Genomic DNA, 17,177 nt, shown 5'->3' with positions numbered 1-17,177 from the left:
CCCCCCTTTTTGCTGCTCTGAACAGGGCTGTTCAGCTCACTTGCGCAATCACGAAGGGCCGCTGCGCTACGGTGCGTGCAAAATTGAAGTGCAAGCTAGCGTATGGTGGCTGAGAGTAGGAAAGGCCATCGCTGGGTGTTTGAATATCAGAATCTCACTTGCAGATACTCAAACGGAGGCCCAGCGATGGTTTACAAGCAGCTTAGGGTTGAGGAGCGTGAAATCATAGCGACGATGAATGCTCAGGGTTGTACTCAGGCTGCCATCGCCGAGGCGACTCATCGCGATGCTTCGACAATCAGTCGCGAATTGAGTCGCAATCGGCCGCGGAGTTGTTACTCGGCATCGGTGGCCCAGGGACTGGCGATGCGTCGGCGGGCGGCGGCTGGGCGGCCGCGTCGCAAGTTCGAGCAGCCAGAGATTCGGGAGGCGGTCAAGAAGCAACTCCAAGAAGGCTGGTCTCCGGAGCAGATCGCAGGTGTGAGCAAGCGTCAGTTTCCCGAGGATCCGCGCCGTTGGATCTCGCGGCAGACGATCTACAACTCGCTCCGCCGTGACGACCACGGACGCCCACTGCAGAAGTGCCTGCGTCGTTATCACCTGCACAAACGCCGTTGCCGCGCGCGAAAAGAGCGGATCTGCCCGCAATTGGAACAACGACCCGCGATCATTAACGAACGGGGCCGCTGCGGCGATTGGGAAGGAGATTTGATTTGCAGCGGCGGTCATGACCAGTTCTCGCTGGTGAGTCTCGTCGAACGTCAAACGGGCTACGTCGAACTGATCCTGGTTCCCAACAAAACGTCCGACGTGGTGATGAGCGCTATTCGTGTTCGCCTGGGAAAACACCCGCGTGAGTTGCGTCAGAGCGTGACGTTCGACAACGGCTCCGAATTCAGCCGCTGGGAATGGCTGCAGTGGATCCTGACCCTGCTGATCTTCTTCGCACATCCGCACTCACCTTGGGAGCGCGGCACGAACGAAAACACAAACGGCCTGGTCCGCGAATACTTCCCGAAAGGCACGCGCTTCAGCCAGGTCACTCGCTACGAGGTCCAAGCCGTCCAGGAAAAACTCAATCACCGACCTCGAAAACGACTGGATTTTCAAACACCCCACGAAGCCCTTTCAAAACATTGCTGTCTTGCAGTTCAAACTTGACTTCACCTACCCTTAAACTGGCCACGAACTCCCTGGCAAGTGATCATGATAAAACTTCCATTAGATGGATTGTAACTAAACGTATCTGCCAAACTTGATTCAATCAGCAGTTTGTTGTCCGGTGAAATTACTAACGAACTCGCTGGTACATTCTACCGACCCTTGTGACTAGTCTGGTCACGAGCGGGCAAGAATTCAGCGGGCCAAGCCCAGATCTGTGGGATGAAGCCGTGCTTCGTCCAGACTGCGGCCGCCCGAACAAAGCATGGTTTCGTATGGCGGTTGAGTGCTCGCCAGCTTCTAAACCGCGCGAATAGACAAACTGTTCATAGGATCTCAACCCGCTCGCACCCTTCACGTGGCAGCGGTCGAAGGCGGTTGATTCATTCGCCGCTCTCTCGCCACTCCGCATAGCGACGATCGATCACCGGTGCCAACAAGTCGTAGTTGGCCCAGGTATCCTCGACGTGATAGGTACTCGGCAAATCTGCGGTGAGCGTTTCATCGTAGTCGGTGATGTACTCGCCATAACCTTCGCCCTCTTTGCCGGAATAATAGACGGCAGCGAATGCGTTCCCCTCTTCGCTTAGGTCTTCCTCCCAGAATTTGCCGTCGCAGGCCTGAAAGAGAAAATCGCGCCCAGTCATTTGGCGATTGCGAACAGCCTCAAGTTCGTCGTGCGATTCTTCCTCGTGCATCTCCCCGTGCAATCCATTCACGATCGCCCAGGCGAGAAACATGCCAATGTGAGTGCCACCGTTCTCCGGCGGCAGATCCTCGGGAAAGTCGCCGCCCGAATGCCATTCCGCTTTATCAAGAGCCATCGTCGATCCTTACCTGCCCACGTTCGGCCTTGGCCCTTGCTTCACGCTTTTTGCCAGTTCGGGCACCTTCGCGAGAATCTCTTCGATGGCCAAGTCGCACACGCGTGAGCCGCCCAGGGCGTTCAGGTGCGTACCGTCTTTGAATCCGTCGGGGTATTGCGGGAAGAGGCCGGGATCGACGTTGTTGAAGAGCGTCTTCGAGCGTTTGGGACCTAGTTGTTCGACCAGTTCGGCGGTCTTCTTGTTGAGATCGAGCAGCGGTACTTTCAACTCTTCGGCTACCTTGCGCGCGGCGATGACGTAGTCGCCGTGCGTATCGCGGAGTGTTTTGCCGTCAGCATTGAACACATTGCGAACGATCGAGGTGGCGAGAATCGGCGTGGCTTTGCGGTCGCGAACTTCCTGCACAAAGCGCGTGAGGTTCTCGGTGTACGTGCCGAACGGTTCCGTGTGGCGAGGCTCGTCCGGTTTGCTGTCGTTATGCCCAAACTGAATCAACACAAAGTCGCCCGGCTTCACGGCGGCAATCAGTTTTTCCCAGCGACCGCGAAAGCTCTTGCTGCTCTGCCCCGACGAAGCGTGATTCTCGACCTTCACCTGCTCCTGAAAGTAAGGCTGCAACATCTGCCCCCAGCCTCGCGCGGGCGTCGCCGGCACAACCGGCTGCGTGGCCATGGTCGAGTCGCCCGCGAGAAAGAGGGTGAAGGGAGCCGACGCGTTCACCTGGTTCGCAGGTTGGGCGACGGTCGTCGCGACAACAGCAACGTAGCAGAGGACAAAAATCGATAGTGTTCGCATCGGTACGCTCGCGACAAATCGGGTGGATCCGAAGTTATGGAGAGAATGAAGCAGGCCACAAGAAGAACGGGCCAAACTTTTGACTCATGCGGAATTCGCCGCCAACATCGCGTCCTTTGGGCGTTATGTACGTTTTGCCGTCTCTCAGTTCTAGAAAGCCTGCTGCCACCATTCTGTCGGTGAGTTCACCAGTGCGAATCCCCAGCTTACCTGCAAGCTTGGATGTGGTGAGTTTGGACGTAGTGGCATTTTCGTCCTCCTGCGTTTCATCGCTTTCTTTGGCTACCTTTTCAAGGGTAATGCGGACCTCATCGCTCACGCGAATGATCCGCTGGGCTTCATCGTACGCTTCGCGATAGAGTTCTCCATCATCGCGGCGTGAAATCAGTACGCCCATCTCGTTGTTGTTCACTTGGCTGAACTCATAGAGATTCAGGCTGGTGATAATGCAGGACTCTTCGTTGATGTAGCATTTTGCATGCAGATTCTTGCAGAAACTTGTTCGAATGTACGTCAGCTCACGTAGCCAATTGATTTCTTCAGGCTGTAGCTCATTCTTCCCATAAACCATACGCATGTCGATTTTCAGGCGGTTTTTGTCTTCTAGCAGTTCCTTGATCCGGTCATTCAGCCTGAGATACGGACTGATGAGAATAAGGCGATCCTTGGCCGCCTTAATCATTTCTTCAAGAAAGTAATTTGTAGCGCTGGTATTGAGGAACTTCGCCATCGGTGTGCCAGTAAAGACCAAGGTGAAAGAAAGTGACTGTGTGCGGTCTTTCAATCGCACTCCAGCGGTGAATGGTGAGGGCGAGAGTATAGCAACTGAGTGTTAAGCCTCCAAGATTTTCCCGTCTGAGTGATTGGCAATTCATGTCGCGCGTTAACAGCTTGGCGCAGGTTAGTGGTCACGCGTCAGAGCCGTGTTAGAAGACCGTGGATCGTGAACATCGTTACGTACGCGTCGGCGCAAGAAATCTGCTACGCCGCACGTGCGAGAATAGTGCCGGGCGTGAATCAGCGTGGGACAGAGTTCAATTCCCGAAGACCCCGGCTCACGAGCATGATGGTCACCACCACACTGAAAAAAATGCTCAGGGAGAGCCCGACGTACAACCAGCGTTTGGCCTTCTGAAAACTAACGGCTAACTCTGCGTGCGAGGAGAATCCGTTGGGATATCGCAATTCTGCGAAGCGACTGTTCAGTTGGGACCAGCAATACAAACGGTATCCGTACCAGGGAATGACCAATAGGAAAATTGGCCAGAAACAGCAGCCCGCTCCGAGTGCATAAAAGATCGATTTGGACTCGGCGACAATGGCCGCTGCTTGTCTTGCACCGGCTTCCGTGAGATCGAACTGGGGATCGCGAGGCGCATCGTCGGTCGCTTCGACCCCAGCAGGAGAAGCGTAAGGGTTCTTGTCGAGTGCTGGTTCCGGCGCACGCTCGACACTGGTAGCAAGGTGGCGGCCCAATTTGAGATGGTAGCCGCAGTTCACACAGAGTATCGCAGCGGGCAATAAAGCAGTGCCACACGCGGGGCACCGCTGCGTTTTGTCGTCGGTCATCGAAATCTCGATGGCAGAGAACTAACTCGAAAAGCTCGCTTCCTTCCGTCCAGCACGCTTGCGGTCGTTTTCGGTGAGGAAGGTTTTGCGCAGGCGAATTTGGGTCGGCGTGATTTCGACAAGCTCGTCGTCTTCGATGTACTCGAGCGCTGCCTCGAGTTCCATCTTGCGCGGTGGCTTAAGCAAAATGTTGTCGTCGGTGCCGGAAGCTCGCATGTTGGTGAGCTTCTTTTCCTTGGTGGGATTCACAGCCATGTCGTTATCGCGGCTGTTCTCGCCGACGATCATCCCTTCGTACACTTCGTCGTTGTGCGTGACGAACATGTCGGCCCGTTCTTGCAGCGTGTTCAAGCCGAAGGCATTGGCCTTGCCGGTGACCATGCTCACATACACACCGTTGGCACGCTTCGGCACGTCACCAATCACTGGCTTGTAGCCAGCAAAACGGTGATGGACGATCGCGGTACCTTGGGTGGCATTCAGCAAACGGGTTCGCAGGCCGATGAGACCACGGGCGGGGATCAAAAACTTGCAGTGGGTGAAGTCGCCGCGAATGTGCATCTCTTCGGTTTCGCCGCGGCGAGCACCAACGAGTTCCATCACGGGGCCCAGCTTGAGCGAAGGGACTTCGACCACCAGCGATTCGAAGGGCTCTTCTTTGACGCCGTCAACTTCACGCATGATGACCTGGGGCTTGCCGACGGAAAGTTCGTAGCCTTCGCGGCGCATGCTTTCGATGAGTACCGAAAGATGCAACACACCGCGGCCCGAAACAGCAAAGGCATCGCTGCCGGGAACCTGGCGAACACGTAGAGCGACGTTGCGTTCGAGTTCTTTCGTCAAGCGTTCGCGAAGCTGGCGGTTGGTGACGTACTTCCCTTCGCGGCCAGCGAACGGACTGCTGTTGATGGTGAAGACCATTTCGAGCGTCGGTTCGTCGACGGTCAGACGCGGCATTGGGCGAATGTGTTCGCGATGGCAGATGGTATCGCCGATTTCGACGTTTTCGATGCCGACCACGGCGCACACATCGCCGGCTTGTACTTCTTCGGCTTCGACGCGGCCCAGCTTATCGAACAGGAACAGCTTGAGGACCTTGGCCTCGGCAACGACACCATTCTTTTGGCAACAAGCGATGGTCTGGCCACGCTTGATGCTGCCGGCGGTGATGCGGCCAATCGCGATGCGGCCGACAAACTCCGACCAGTCGAGCGTTGTCACAAGCATCTGCAGCGGAGCGTTTTCTTCGACTTCTGGTCCGGGAATTTGCTCCAGCACCATATCGAGCAGCGGACGCATCGAGTCGGTCCGCACTTCTGGATCGCTGGTGGCGTAACCTTCACGTCCGCTGGCGAACAAATACTTGAAATCTTCCAGGTGATCTTCAGCACCCAGATCCATCAGCAGCGCGAAGGCTTCGTCGAGGGTTTCGTGCGGGCGAGCATCGGGGCGGTCGATCTTGTTGATGACCACAATCGGCTTCAAACCCACTTCGAGCGCCTTCGACAGCACGAAGCGAGTTTGCGGCATCGGCCCTTCGGCAGCATCCATCAGCACGACGGCGCCGTCGGCCATCCGCACGACGCGCTCCACCTCGCCACCAAAGTCGGCGTGGCCAGGGGTGTCGATGATGTTGATCTTCACGTCCTTGTAGTGCAGGGCGATGTTCTTCGCGAGGATCGTAATGCCTCGTTCCCGCTCTTGGTCGTTGGAGTCCAGGATGCAATCGCCTTGCAACTGGCTTTCGCGGTACTCGCCGCTTTGACGCAAGAGGCAATCGACCAACGACGTCTTGCCGTGGTCAACGTGGGCGATAATCACAATGTTTCGGATGTCGTTACGGCGCATGGCTGTGGGGCGTCCCTACCGGACTACTTCTCTGAGAGGGCCGCCGAATTGCGAGGGGCGGCCTAAGGGTGCTAGGGAGAGCGTCAATATGACGTGCAATAACTCTATTTTTAGGGCCCCAAGGCCAAACAGCCAAGGGGAAAGGGCAGGAAGGAGGCGAGGGATGGGAGGCGGGAGGCGAGGGAACTGCAAGATACCATGCGAAAAGCCGGAAACTCAGCACTCAACGCGGGCATGTGAATTAACCATTTGGATTGCATGAAGACTGATAGTTTCCCTCGTTTCTCGTCCCTCGACTCCCGTCTCTCCCTAGCGCAGCTCTTTGATTCGAATGTTGCGGTACGACGCCTGGGCCGGTTTGCCGCCGTGAATTTGGAGGGCGATTTTGCCGGTGCGAGCGATGTTGGGCTCGGTCTCGGTGAAGTCGACGGTGAGGACTTCGTTGACCCAAAGTTCGATTCGCGGCCCTTCGCAGCGGATAACGACGTGATTGAAGCCGTCCGCCTTCACTTTCTGCTGCAGGACGGCATCGTCGCCGGTGGCCAGAAACTTCTTGCGACGCGACTCGTCGTACAGCGCGCCCCAGATCGATTTGCCGCCGGCGAGTCCCATATCGCACTGGTAGCCAATCACTTCGTGGTGATTGGGAATCCGCTCGCTGCGGAATTGAATGCCGGCGTTCTCACCCGCGCCAACTAGTTTGGCTTCGAGTCGTAACTCGAAGTCGCCGTAGTCCTTCTTCGTGCAGAGAAACTCGTTGTTCTTGATGTTCTCCTTCAGCGAACCGGCGACGATCGCGCCCTCTTCAACGCGAAAGACGTCTTCTTTGCCTTCCCAGCCCGCGAGCGTCTTGCCGTCGAACAGGGGTGTGAAGCCATCTTCAGCGGCACCGGCCAAAGACGCGCAAAATGCCAGCAGAAATGGCACAATCGGCAGAACTGGAAGAGTACGCAACATGGGCTGTCCTCGGTCGTTACGCAGAGAGAGATTTGTACAGATGACGCAAGATTGTATCCCATAAGGATTTTTTCACCATCGAGCGCGATTGCGGAGAGTTCTACCGAGCCATCTCCTAGAAACAAACCTAGTCGGCAACTACGATGAAATTCCAGCAGCACTTGCCCGGTTCGCCTGCCAGCAACCCTTCGGCAGCGACCCGAATGTCAAGCTGGGTTTGAATTTATGGAAAATCTGTTTCAACCGGAAATCTCCTTCGCCCAGGCCAAAGAAGCGCTCTGGCGGCACAAGGGGAAGGCTCTCTTAGCCTTCGTTTTGGTCTGCTCGGCCGCTGCTGCGTATCTGTCGACAGCCAAGCGAATGTACGAATCGGAAGCGAAGATTTTCGTACGTGTTGGTCGCGAAAGCGTGGCCCTCGATCCTTCGGCAACCACCGGCCAGGTGGTGAGCTTGCAGGATTCTCGCGAAGGGGATGTGAACGCCGTCGAGCAGTTGCTCGTCAGCCGCGAATTGGCCGAGAAGGTAGTCGATACGCTGGGCATCGATGCGATTTTTGGTCGCAAGACGGGCGGTTCCACCGGTTGGTCTCCCAAGCAGGCCATCAAAGACGTGCTCGAAAAGCTCGAGCCCTACAACCTTAACCCGCTCAAGGTGTACGACGTTCGCGACAAGGCCATCACCACGTTGCAGAAAAATCTGCGGGTGACGGCCGTGCGCAAGACGAGCATCGTTACCGTGGCATACGTCGCCGACGATGCAGCCATTGCTCGCGACATTGTCGAAGCGATCGTGGCGCAGGCTCAGTCCGAACATCTGCGAATCAATCGCACCAAAGGCTCGCACGATTTCTTCGAGAAGAAAGAGACACAGCTGCGCGGTGATCTGGAAGTGCTCGAAAACAAGCTGCGCGATCTGAAGAACGAATCGGGCTTTGCCGAACTCAACACGCAGCGAGAACTGCTGCTGAAGCGCATCGCCGATACCAAGAGCGCCCTGCTCGATACCGAAGCGGAACTTTCCTCAGCCACCGCAGAGGTAAAGGCACGCCAAGCTGAAATGGCTCGCATCCCGGAACTGGTCACGGCGGAAGAAACCACGGGCCAGCCTGATACTCCGGAAAACCAGATGCGAACCAAGCTCTTCGATCTTGAGGTGCTGGAGCGCGGCTTGGCGACGCGGCAGACCGATGAATCGCCGCAGCTGATGGCCGTGCGCGAACAAATCAAGCAGGCGAAGGGAATCCTGGGCGACGAAGGCCCGAAAATGCAAACCACCAAGTCGCTGAACAAGGTTCGCCAAGAGAGCGAACTGGCTCTCAGTTCTCGCGCCTCACAAGTGGTCGCTTTGCGGGCCAAGCAGGCCGCACTCACCACGCAACTGGCTGACGCCAAAGCGGAGCTCAAGGCGTTCAATCAGACAGAAGTCCAGATCGCTCAATTGCAGCGGTCGATCGATCTCGCCGCCAATCAGTACGGCAAGTACTCGGAGTATGTCGAGCAAACTCGCATTGATCAGGAACTGCAAAACGCCAAGATCTCTAGCTTGAACCTGCTACAGCGGCCATCGCACTCCATCACGCCCGTGAACCCCAAGCCGATTCAGGTGCTGGCCGGCGGTTTTGTGTTGGCCTGCCTGGTCAGCGGCGGGGTGGTGTTTCTTTCGGAACGTCGTCGTCGCCTCTGGGATCCGGTCGATCCACCGAACGAGCCCGTACAGCCGGAGCCTGTTCGTTCAGCCTCTGCGACTCGCGAGCGCGAGGCCGTGGAAGAGCCCGCGAGTCTTTCGGCGATGTCGATGCGCCGCAGCGAAGCAGCCCCTAGCTTGCCGCGGTGATCGATTTTGAGGGCAGTGGCCACGCTGGGCCGTGGCTCAGGTCATCTCGGCGGAGCGAGATGACTACGGTTCAATCCATCTCGGCGGAGCGAGATGACTACGGTTCAATCCATCTCGGCGGAGCGAGAAGACTACCTTGGCTACTCGACGATCTTCACCAGCTTTTCTGGCTTGAGCACCACGGTGGCCAATGGTGGCAACGTGATGTTGATCTTGTAGGGGCGGAAGTGCCAGCCTGGTTCTTCGGCCTGACGACCGGGGAAGTTGCCTTGGTTCGACCCGCCGTAGTATTGCGAATCGCTGTTGAACACTTCCTGATACCAGCCACCTCGCGGCACACCGATTGGATAGTTCTCGCGAACCACTGGCGTGAAGTTGTGGACCACCACGAGGAAGTCTTCTGGATCCTTTGCCTTCCGTAGATAGCTCAGGGCGCTATCGGCGTGGGCGTTGCAATCGATCCATTCGAAGCCATCTTTGTCGAAGTCTCGTTCGTACAAGGCGGGTTCGCTCACGAGCAGAGCATTGGCATCGGCAACCATCTTCTTTACGCCGGCATGCGATTCCCATTGCAGCAGATCCCACTGCAATTCGGCATCGTGGTTCCATTCGTTCCACTGGCCAAAGTCGCTGCCCATGTAGAGCAGCTTTTTGCCTGGATGGGTCCACATGTACGAGTAGAGCAACCGCAAGTTCGCGAATCGTTGCCACAAGTCGCCCGGCATCTGAGCCAGTAGCGACTTCTTGCCGTGGACCACTTCGTCGTGCGACAGCGGCAAGCAGAAGTTTTCGGTAAAGGCATAGATCAAGCTGAAGGTCAGTTCGTCGTGGTGATGAGCGCGGTGAATGGGCTCGTGCTTCATGAAGCGGAGCGTGTCATTCATCCAGCCCATGTTCCACTTGATGCTGAAGCCGAGACCGCCCGTTTCGACCGGTCGCGAAACGCCGCCCCAAGCGGTCGATTCTTCGGCAATGGTCAGCACGCCCGGGAAGTTGCCGTGAGCTTCGTAATTGAACTCACGCAGCAGCGAGATGGCTTCCAGGTTCTCGCGGCCACCATGTTCGTTCGGAATCCACTCCCCTTCTTTACGGCTGTAATCGAGGTACAGCATCGAAGCAACGGCATCGACCCGCAGACCATCGATGTGAAACTTGTCGAACCAGAAGAGGGCATTCGAGAGCAGGAAGTTGCGCACTTCGTTGCGCCCGTAGTTGAAGATCATCGTTCCCCAGTCGGGATGTTCGCCCTTGCGGGGATCTTCGTGCTCGAACATGGCAGTGCCATCGAAACGGCGCAGGCCGTGCCCATCTTTGGGAAAGTGAGCAGGAACCCAGTCGACAATCACACCAATATCGTTCTGGTGGCAGTAGTCGACAAAGTACATGAAGTCTTCGGGCGAGCCGTGACGGCTGGTAGCGGCAAAATAGCCGACCGTTTGATAGCCCCAGCTGCCGGAGTAGGGATGCTCGCTGATCGGCATCAGCTCGATGTGCGTGTAGCTCATCTCGCGGCAATAGTCGACCAGTTGATGTGCCAGGTCGCGATACGACAGCCAGCCATGTTGGCGCGAGGGATCGCGGCGCCAGCTACCGAGGTGAACCTCGTAGCAGCTGAAGGGTTTTTCGAGCGGGTTTTGCGCGGCCCGCTTGGCCATCCATTCGCTGTCTTTCCATTGGTGCCGCGTGAGGTCGGTCACGATCGACGCGGTGCAGGGAGGAAGTTCGGCGGCAAAGCCAAACGGATCGGACTTGTCGATCACTTCGCCCCATTTGGTCTTTACGCGGAACTTGTACTTTTCGCCAACCTTGAGGGCGGGCACGAACAGTTCCCACACACCGCTCGAATCGCGGCGACGCATCAAGTGCCGACGAGCATCCCACGAATTGAAATCGCCCACGACCGAAATGCTTTGCGCGTTCGGTGCCCAAACAGCGAAGTTGACACCCTTCACGCCGTTGACTTCGCGAAGCTGCGCACCCAGTTTTTCGTAAGCCTTCAGTAACCGACCTTCGCCGAACAAATGCAAATCAAACGAGGAGAGCATTGGTTCAAAGGAATATGGATCATGCTGCGTTTTCATCTCGCCCCCTTCAGTGGCAAACCTAAGCTGATATTGTGGCCGCTCCGAGCCTGAGGGCAACGGGCAGAACGCTTCAAACAGTCCGGCAGGATGAATTTTGCGCATCGGGCGGGAAACGCGATGAGATTCGTCCACGACCCACGCTTGCTGCGATTCGGGCGAAAAAGCCCGCACTGCAACGTGCGAACGGCCCTCATGTTGCACTAAGGCAGGCCCGAGCACGCGATCGGGATCATGCAAATTGCCTTCCAACAACGAGTTCATATTTTGCAAAGAAACAGTCGTGCGCACGCTCGGCTCCTTCGAGAGATCGATATCCTGAGGGGGGTGAATCTTTGGCTCGCTTGTTGCTGGCATAAAAAATTGGCTGCAAAGGGGGCCATTAGGCAGACCGTTGCCATAGCCCCGGGTGAGGCGTGTCGTGGCAAAGGCTTGTCTGAGAAATCCTGACTTAGACGTTCTGGTTACCGGCCGAAGAGCTGCTGCAAACTGTTCCAGCTTCGTTGCAGCAGCGAGTTGTTGGCGACCGGTTGGCGACTTCGTGATCGTCGCGGTGTTGGTTTGACCGCGGTCGAATCTGGCGTCGTGGCAGGTGTACCAGGATCGAAACGAACAGTTCGGTCTCGCAGCTGGCGAGTACTGCTGCGAGTGGCCTGCGCGGGAGAAGAAGCAGGCTGAGGCAAGTTCAAATCATCGCTTCCTCCGCTCGTCGCGAGCCGGCATTTCACTTGGTGAATATTCAGGGCTTGGTCGACTCGACGCCACAGGTCGCTGTTCTTCACAGGAGTCAGGCTGCCGAACCGTTCCCACTGCCAATCGTTCTCGCGCCATTGCACCAGCCCTTCGCTCAAACCGCGACTGACGGCACGGCTGTGCGTCACCAGGGTGACCTGCGAAGGTTGATCGAGCGCTTCCAAACCGCGGACAATGGCCAGCAGTTCGAGACGCTCGCGCGAATCGCCTTCTTCTTCGTCCTCGGCATCGAGTACGGTTTGTCCGTCATCCGACTGAATGACAAACCGCCAACGACCGCCGACTTCGGCTTCACTGGGGGTGGACGCTCCAGCACCAACCAACAGGTTGCCGGTGGCCTGAGCGAACAACAGGAAGTGGGGAGCGGAGACGCTCATGGGTACATGCGCCGGGGTGAGAGGTCTGGTGCCGGTCAGGAATCACCAATGTGCGTGCATCCTGCCAACGACCAGAGGCTGTCCTGCGCCTCCGCCGAGTCAACTGCGTGAACAGCGACTCCGTACAAAAGCTATCGTCACCCTTTACCCTAGCTCTCCAGATTATCCAGTCGGGAAAGTTTGCTTCCGCTGAAAGATGAGCTAGTGCGCGGCGCGGTTACGCGGGTGGGAGGGAAGAAGAGTTCGGAGTTCGGAGTTCGGAGTTCGGAGTTCGGAGTTCGGAGTTCGGAGTTCGGCAAGAAGTTGCCCGCCAGCCTGCCCCAAACGCCACCGCCCCTGCGGCGGTGGTTCATTGGCTTTTGCGCTAACCTCGGTCGATCTATCGTTTCAGGCAACCTTGGCCTTCAAGTCAACCTGCCGAGAATCGCCAAAACGTCCAACAATTCCCGGGGTTTTTGGACAGGCACCGACTCTTGAATTTTGCCGGAAGTTGCTGCCAGCGTGTCACTTGCGGCTCTCGATCAGTTGTTGCAACTCATCCTCTTTGTCCAATAACCGGGCTAATTCTTGGACAGGCTCCTCAATTGCAATCCGCAGATTCCACCGCGCAAGCACGATGGAATCCCCGCCGCGCACCGCGGGCACGAGACTCAACTACCAAGCTGTGAGAGAACTTTCCGAGATTAGCTCACAGTCGTGATCGGTTGTCAGTAATATGGTTCGTTGTTTTTTAGAAAATGTTAACAACGCGAACTGGGTGATTGCGATTGGGCTTCGACAAGGTGGCCGTCGGTCGATTGCGTAGCGCAAAAGCCAATAAGCCCCCGGCGCAGGCCCGGGGGCGTGAAAAGAAAAGCACTAAACCGCTGCGAGAATCTGCTCGCCGACGCTCCATTTGGCGGGATTCGAGGGGTCGCGCACGATCCGGTTGTAGACGGTATCGCGTTCGATTGGTTCGCGACCCGCTTCGACAATCAGGCGGCGAATCTGCTCGGTGGTGAGCAGTTCGGGGGTCGTGGCTCCCGCATCGTGGTAGATCAATTCGTGACGAACGGTGCCGTCGATATCATCGGCACCATAGGCGAGTGCCGCCTGGGCCGTGCCGATGCCTAGCATGATCCAATAAGCCTTGATGTGCGGGATGTTATCCAGCATCAGCCGGCTGACGGCCATGGTGCGCAGGTCCATCAATGCCGAAGGCTTTTTGATGTGCGACAGCCCCGTGTTTTCGGGGTGAAACGCGAGCGGAATGAAAGTCTGGAAGCCCCCCGTTTCGTCCTGCAATTCGCGCAGGCGAATCAAGTGATCGATCCGGTGGAAGTCGTTTTCGATATGCCCGTACAGCATTGTGCAGTTTGTCTTCAGGCCCAGCTGATGAGCCGTGCGATGGATATCGAACCAGTTGCGAGCATCCGCTTTATGTTCGCAGATCTTGCCGCGTACTTCCGGATGGAAGATTTCGGCACCGCCGCCTGGCATTGAGCCCAGCCCGGCCGCCATTTGCTCTTCGAGAATCGAGCGGATGCTGCGCTTGGTGAGGAACTCGAACCAGTTGATTTCAACGGCCGTCCAAGCCTTGAGATGCAGGTCGGGGTAGTTGGTATGCAGCAGTTGGACGACGTTCAGATACCATTCGTACTTCCGCTGGTGATGCAGACCGCCGACGATGTGCAACTCGGTGCAACCATTGTCGATCGCTTCCTGGCCGCGAGCGAGAATCTGCTCGTCGGTCATGGCGTAGCCCTTGGCCTCGCGCAGGTCCGAGCGAAACGCACAGAAGGTGCAGCGATAAACGCAGATGTTGGTAGCGTTTAGGTGCGTATTGATGTTGTAGTAAGCCGCGTTGCCGTTCTTCCGCTCGCGGACGATGTTGGCGAGTTGCCCCACCTCATGCAGGGGCGTGGCTGGGTCGTAGAGGACCAAGCCATCGTCGAGCGAGAGCCGCTCGCCGGCATAAACCTTGTCTTTGATCGCGTCGAACGCAGCAGTCGAAAAACCAGCCATGAAAGTTACTTGCGCAAGAGCCTCAGTACGCCGAACGCAACCTCGCGATCGATCCTAACGGTCTAACCGCCGAGTGTAGGGCTGAGATAACTGATTGTCCATGCGGTGCCGCAGCCGAGCGGGCCGCGCCAAGAAACGAAAAAACGCTTGGAAACATTGTCGCAGCCTCAGTCTGCCCCTGCGGCGTTCAACGTCATCCAAGCGTCTTACTAGTGATATCGGCGTGGATACATCCCCACAGCACGCCAAAGTTTTCAGCTGCGCAAAGCCGCACCAGGAAAGAGCTTAGGTGCGTAGGACGTTTTGAACGCTTTGCTGGTGCGAGGCAGGCAACTCGGCCGTTAGATCCTCCGGTACGGTGGATCGAACCCCACAAACCGATTGGGTGCCGAAATGGTCAGCCGCCAGGCTTTTTCAACGACAAGCTATGCAGAATCAGCACGCTCCCTACAGACACCAAAGCCCAGCCTAACCACTTCGGCGGATTGAGCCGGTGATTGGCCACGGGACCAGAGGCCGCGATCATTGTCGGCAGGTTATTGCCGGCGCTGGCCATCTGGGGTTGTCGCCAGGCTTGCACGCGCTGGGCCAGAAATTGCGTCGAACGCTCGTTCAAAACGAAGGTTTCGACCGTGCGAAACTGCACGCCGAGCAAAAAGATCAGCAGCCCGGCCATGAAATACTGGTTGCGATTGAACTCCATCATGCTGCAATCTCCTCACACAGGCTCCCCGGGCGTGAAATGCCGTGTTTCCGAGTGGTGGCAGAGGGAGCTAATCGTGTTATCGAAATTGGCCGCTAGCACGCTGGAATCGCTCTCGCAGATTTCCACTTGCGCCTATGCCGGAGAGATTGCCGGATAATGGGAAGCTAATTGCAAGCCGCAGTGATCTCTCAACGTAGTCATGTCGCTCCCGTAGTCATCTCGCTCCGTCGAGATGACAGCAGCGTAAACACAATCTGGCGGCGCAAGATGCCTACCATGGGATCGATTGAACTTTGCGATTCGTCTGGGAAGGCCTAAACTGCTGCTCCAATCCGGCGGTTCAAGGAGGAGCCTGCAATGAAACTATTCTTTTCGGTCGGCGAGCCCAGCGGCGACTTGCACGGGGCCAACCTGATTCGTCAGCTTGAGCGGAAGGCGGGCACCTTTGAGGCGATCGGTCTTGGCGGCCCACGCATGAATGCCGCCGGCTGTCGTCTGCTGCGCGACATGACAGACCTGGCCATCATGGGTGTCTGGCCGGCAATCGTAAAACTGCCACAGTTCTTCCAACTGCTTGCGCAGGTCGAACAATCGCTCAAAACCGAACGACCCGATGCGGTGGTGATGATTGACTATCCGGGTTTTAACTGGCACGTTGCCAAGAAAGCCAAAGCGCTCGGCATTCCGGTGGTCTATTACGGCCTGCCACAACTGTGGGCCTGGGCTTCGTGGCGAGTGGCTAAGGTTCGCAAGTACATCGACCACCCGCTGTGCAAATTGCCGTTTGAAGAAGCCTGGTTTCATTCGCAGGGGTGCCCGGCGACGAAGTACGTCGGTCATCCCTATTTCGACGAACTCAAGTCGCAACAACTCGATGAGCAGTTCCTGGCCCAATTCAAAAACAGCTCGCGGCGGTTGGTTACCATTCTGCCCGGTTCTCGCCGCAGTGAAGTGACGAAGAACTTTGCCTCGCAAGTGCGCGCCGCGGAGTTGATTCACCGGCAAGTGCCGGACGTGCAGTTCGCTGTTGCCAGCTACAACGAGCAGCAGGCCGCGATGGCAGCCAAGATTCTTGGCAACACGCGTTTGCCCCTGGCGATCATCCCCGGCAAGACTCCGGAACTGATTCACGCGGCCGCCTGCACCCTCGCCGTATCAGGCTCGGTGTCGCTCGAACTGCTGTACCATGCCAAGCCGAGCGTCGTGCAATACAAGTTGCCGATGTTCACTTACTATGCGATGAAAGGCCTGGCGCGCATCAACTACATGTCGCTCGTCAACTTGCTGACGACGGACGAGCTTCACCCGCGCGTGAAAGAAAAGTACAATCGCCATTCGCCACAGCACGCGAAAGTGTTGTTTCCGGAATATCCCGATTGGCGAGATCGCAGCGTGGATGTTGCCACCCATGCGATTGAATGGCTGCAGGACGAACCCGCGCGACTGGCTATTGTCCGCAAGCTAGAGGCGCTCCGCAGTACGCTCGCCATCGGTGGTGCTTCGGCGAATGCCGCGGACTACATCTTGAAGAATGTGGTGAACGGCAAGCAGCGAAAAATGCTTGCGGCCTAGGTGACCTGCAGGCGATAGAGCCAGCGGTAGGTTTGGGCCTGTGCGGAAACTGGCTCACCAAAGTGAACCCGCAACTCCCGATCTTGCAGTTCCAAGGTCGGTTGCGGCGAATCTTTGGCGGCGACGCCGGTCAATTCAAAGTTCAAACCAGCGGCGGTGAAGTTCAGCCGATTGTCAACGAGCGATACTTCTTCAACACGCAGCGGCAAGCGATACCGCGACCCCAGCAATGCAGGCTGCCCTTTCGCTCGGCAGGCCACATCAAACGTAAAGCTCTTTTCGGCCGCTTGTTGCTCGACACTCGCCGACCAATGACTGCCGCCGGCCATTCCCATCAACAGGGCCACGGGGGGCTTTTTGGGGCGCGTTTCGATGCTGACGAACTGCAGCGGCGGGCTCGCCGGCCAATCCTCTTCCGAATTCCCTTCGATACTCTCGAGGAGCAGCACGGGAGCGACAATCGGGCTGCCTTCCGGTACCAAGAGCAGCACGCGATGTCGCCAACGATCGTGCGAACGATCGAAATCGACGCGTAATAGCATCTCGTCGCTGAGTGTCAGGTCGAGACGATTGGGAATGGGAGGCGCGATCCGGGACATGCTAGTAGTTTCTTCTCAGCCTATGGATTTCAGTTTTTCCGCGGCACTCGCGACGCGAGCGATGAGCGCCAACGGAGAATCGCAGGAGCCGCGAT

14 protein-coding genes are annotated in these 17,177 nt (G+C 57.1%); 3 read left to right on the top strand and 11 right to left on the bottom strand.

Annotation, left to right across the window (positions count from 1 at the left end; genetic code table 11):
• The first annotated feature begins 102 nt into the window (after positions 1-102).
• Positions 103-1,161 carry an IS30 family transposase gene (locus NA78x_RS23115; protein ID WP_425614411.1) on the top strand — a complete coding sequence of 353 codons (1,059 nt, stop codon included), beginning with the start codon at positions 103-105 and terminating at the stop codon, positions 1,159-1,161.
• Positions 1,162-1,544: 383 nt separating this feature from the next.
• Here the strand turns inward: NA78x_RS23115 and NA78x_RS23110 are convergent, their stop codons facing one another.
• The 6 genes from NA78x_RS23110 to NA78x_RS23085 form a co-directional block, all read right to left on the bottom strand.
• The gene (locus NA78x_RS23110) at positions 1,545-1,985 is read right to left on the bottom strand and encodes a hypothetical protein (RefSeq protein WP_425614750.1); all 441 of its coding nucleotides are present in this window, start codon (positions 1,983-1,985) and stop codon (positions 1,545-1,547) included.
• Positions 1,986-1,994: 9 nt separating this feature from the next.
• Entirely contained in the window at positions 1,995-2,783 is a 789-nt protein-coding gene (locus NA78x_RS23105; RefSeq protein WP_425614749.1) for a rhamnogalacturonan acetylesterase, read from the bottom strand.
• Between the two features lie 34 nt (positions 2,784-2,817).
• Positions 2,818-3,567, bottom strand: a complete 750-nt coding sequence (locus NA78x_RS23100; protein WP_425614748.1) for a phospholipase D family protein — start codon at positions 3,565-3,567, stop codon at positions 2,818-2,820.
• A 233-nt stretch (positions 3,568-3,800) separates the two neighbouring features.
• The gene (locus NA78x_RS23095; protein WP_425614747.1) at positions 3,801-4,352 is read right to left on the bottom strand and encodes a zinc ribbon domain-containing protein; all 552 of its coding nucleotides are present in this window, start codon (positions 4,350-4,352) and stop codon (positions 3,801-3,803) included.
• A 21-nt stretch (positions 4,353-4,373) separates the two neighbouring features.
• On the bottom strand, positions 4,374-6,200 hold the full coding sequence (gene typA, locus NA78x_RS23090; protein ID WP_425614746.1) for a translational GTPase TypA: 1,827 nt from the start codon (positions 6,198-6,200) through the stop codon (positions 4,374-4,376).
• A 309-nt stretch (positions 6,201-6,509) separates the two neighbouring features.
• Entirely contained in the window at positions 6,510-7,157 is a 648-nt protein-coding gene (locus NA78x_RS23085; protein ID WP_425614745.1) for a 3-keto-disaccharide hydrolase, read from the bottom strand.
• A 225-nt stretch (positions 7,158-7,382) separates the two neighbouring features.
• On the opposite strand from NA78x_RS23085, the gene NA78x_RS23080 reads away from it, so the two are divergent.
• Positions 7,383-8,990 (top strand): GumC family protein, encoded by a 1,608-nt coding sequence (locus tag NA78x_RS23080; RefSeq protein WP_425614744.1) that lies wholly within the window; start codon positions 7,383-7,385, stop codon positions 8,988-8,990.
• Between the two features lie 140 nt (positions 8,991-9,130).
• On the opposite strand, the gene glgB is transcribed toward NA78x_RS23080, so the two are convergent.
• The 4 genes from glgB to NA78x_RS23060 all read right to left on the bottom strand — a co-directional run bounded on the left by glgB (position 9,131) and on the right by NA78x_RS23060 (position 14,911).
• Positions 9,131-11,362 carry a 1,4-alpha-glucan branching protein GlgB gene (glgB, locus tag NA78x_RS23075; protein WP_425614743.1) on the bottom strand — a complete coding sequence of 744 codons (2,232 nt, stop codon included), beginning with the start codon at positions 11,360-11,362 and terminating at the stop codon, positions 9,131-9,133.
• A gap of 173 nt (positions 11,363-11,535) precedes the next feature.
• Positions 11,536-12,201, bottom strand: coding sequence for an RNase H family protein (locus NA78x_RS23070; protein ID WP_425614742.1), 666 nt, complete (start codon positions 12,199-12,201; stop codon positions 11,536-11,538).
• Positions 12,202-13,059: 858 nt separating this feature from the next.
• The gene (mqnE, locus tag NA78x_RS23065; RefSeq protein ID WP_425614741.1) at positions 13,060-14,205 is read right to left on the bottom strand and encodes an aminofutalosine synthase MqnE; all 1,146 of its coding nucleotides are present in this window, start codon (positions 14,203-14,205) and stop codon (positions 13,060-13,062) included.
• A 397-nt stretch (positions 14,206-14,602) separates the two neighbouring features.
• Positions 14,603-14,911, bottom strand: a complete 309-nt coding sequence (locus NA78x_RS23060) for a hypothetical protein (RefSeq protein WP_425614740.1) — start codon at positions 14,909-14,911, stop codon at positions 14,603-14,605.
• Between the two features lie 357 nt (positions 14,912-15,268).
• Between NA78x_RS23060 and lpxB the strand changes: the two genes are divergently transcribed.
• The gene (gene lpxB, locus NA78x_RS23055) at positions 15,269-16,483 is read left to right on the top strand and encodes a lipid-A-disaccharide synthase (RefSeq protein ID WP_425614739.1); all 1,215 of its coding nucleotides are present in this window, start codon (positions 15,269-15,271) and stop codon (positions 16,481-16,483) included.
• On the opposite strand, the gene NA78x_RS23050 is transcribed toward lpxB, so the two are convergent.
• Entirely contained in the window at positions 16,480-17,082 is a 603-nt protein-coding gene (locus NA78x_RS23050) for a hypothetical protein (protein WP_425614738.1), read from the bottom strand. The two genes, lpxB and NA78x_RS23050, sit on opposite strands and share 4 nt — an antisense overlap.
• Between the last annotated feature and the right edge of the window lie 95 nt (positions 17,083-17,177).

Origin of the sequence: Anatilimnocola aquadivae (assembly GCF_049819085.1) — a bacterium.
GTDB lineage: Bacteria > Planctomycetota > Planctomycetia > Pirellulales > Pirellulaceae > Anatilimnocola.
The sequence above is the reverse complement of the archived record's forward strand: the minus strand, read 5'-3'. Positions and strand labels throughout refer to the sequence as shown.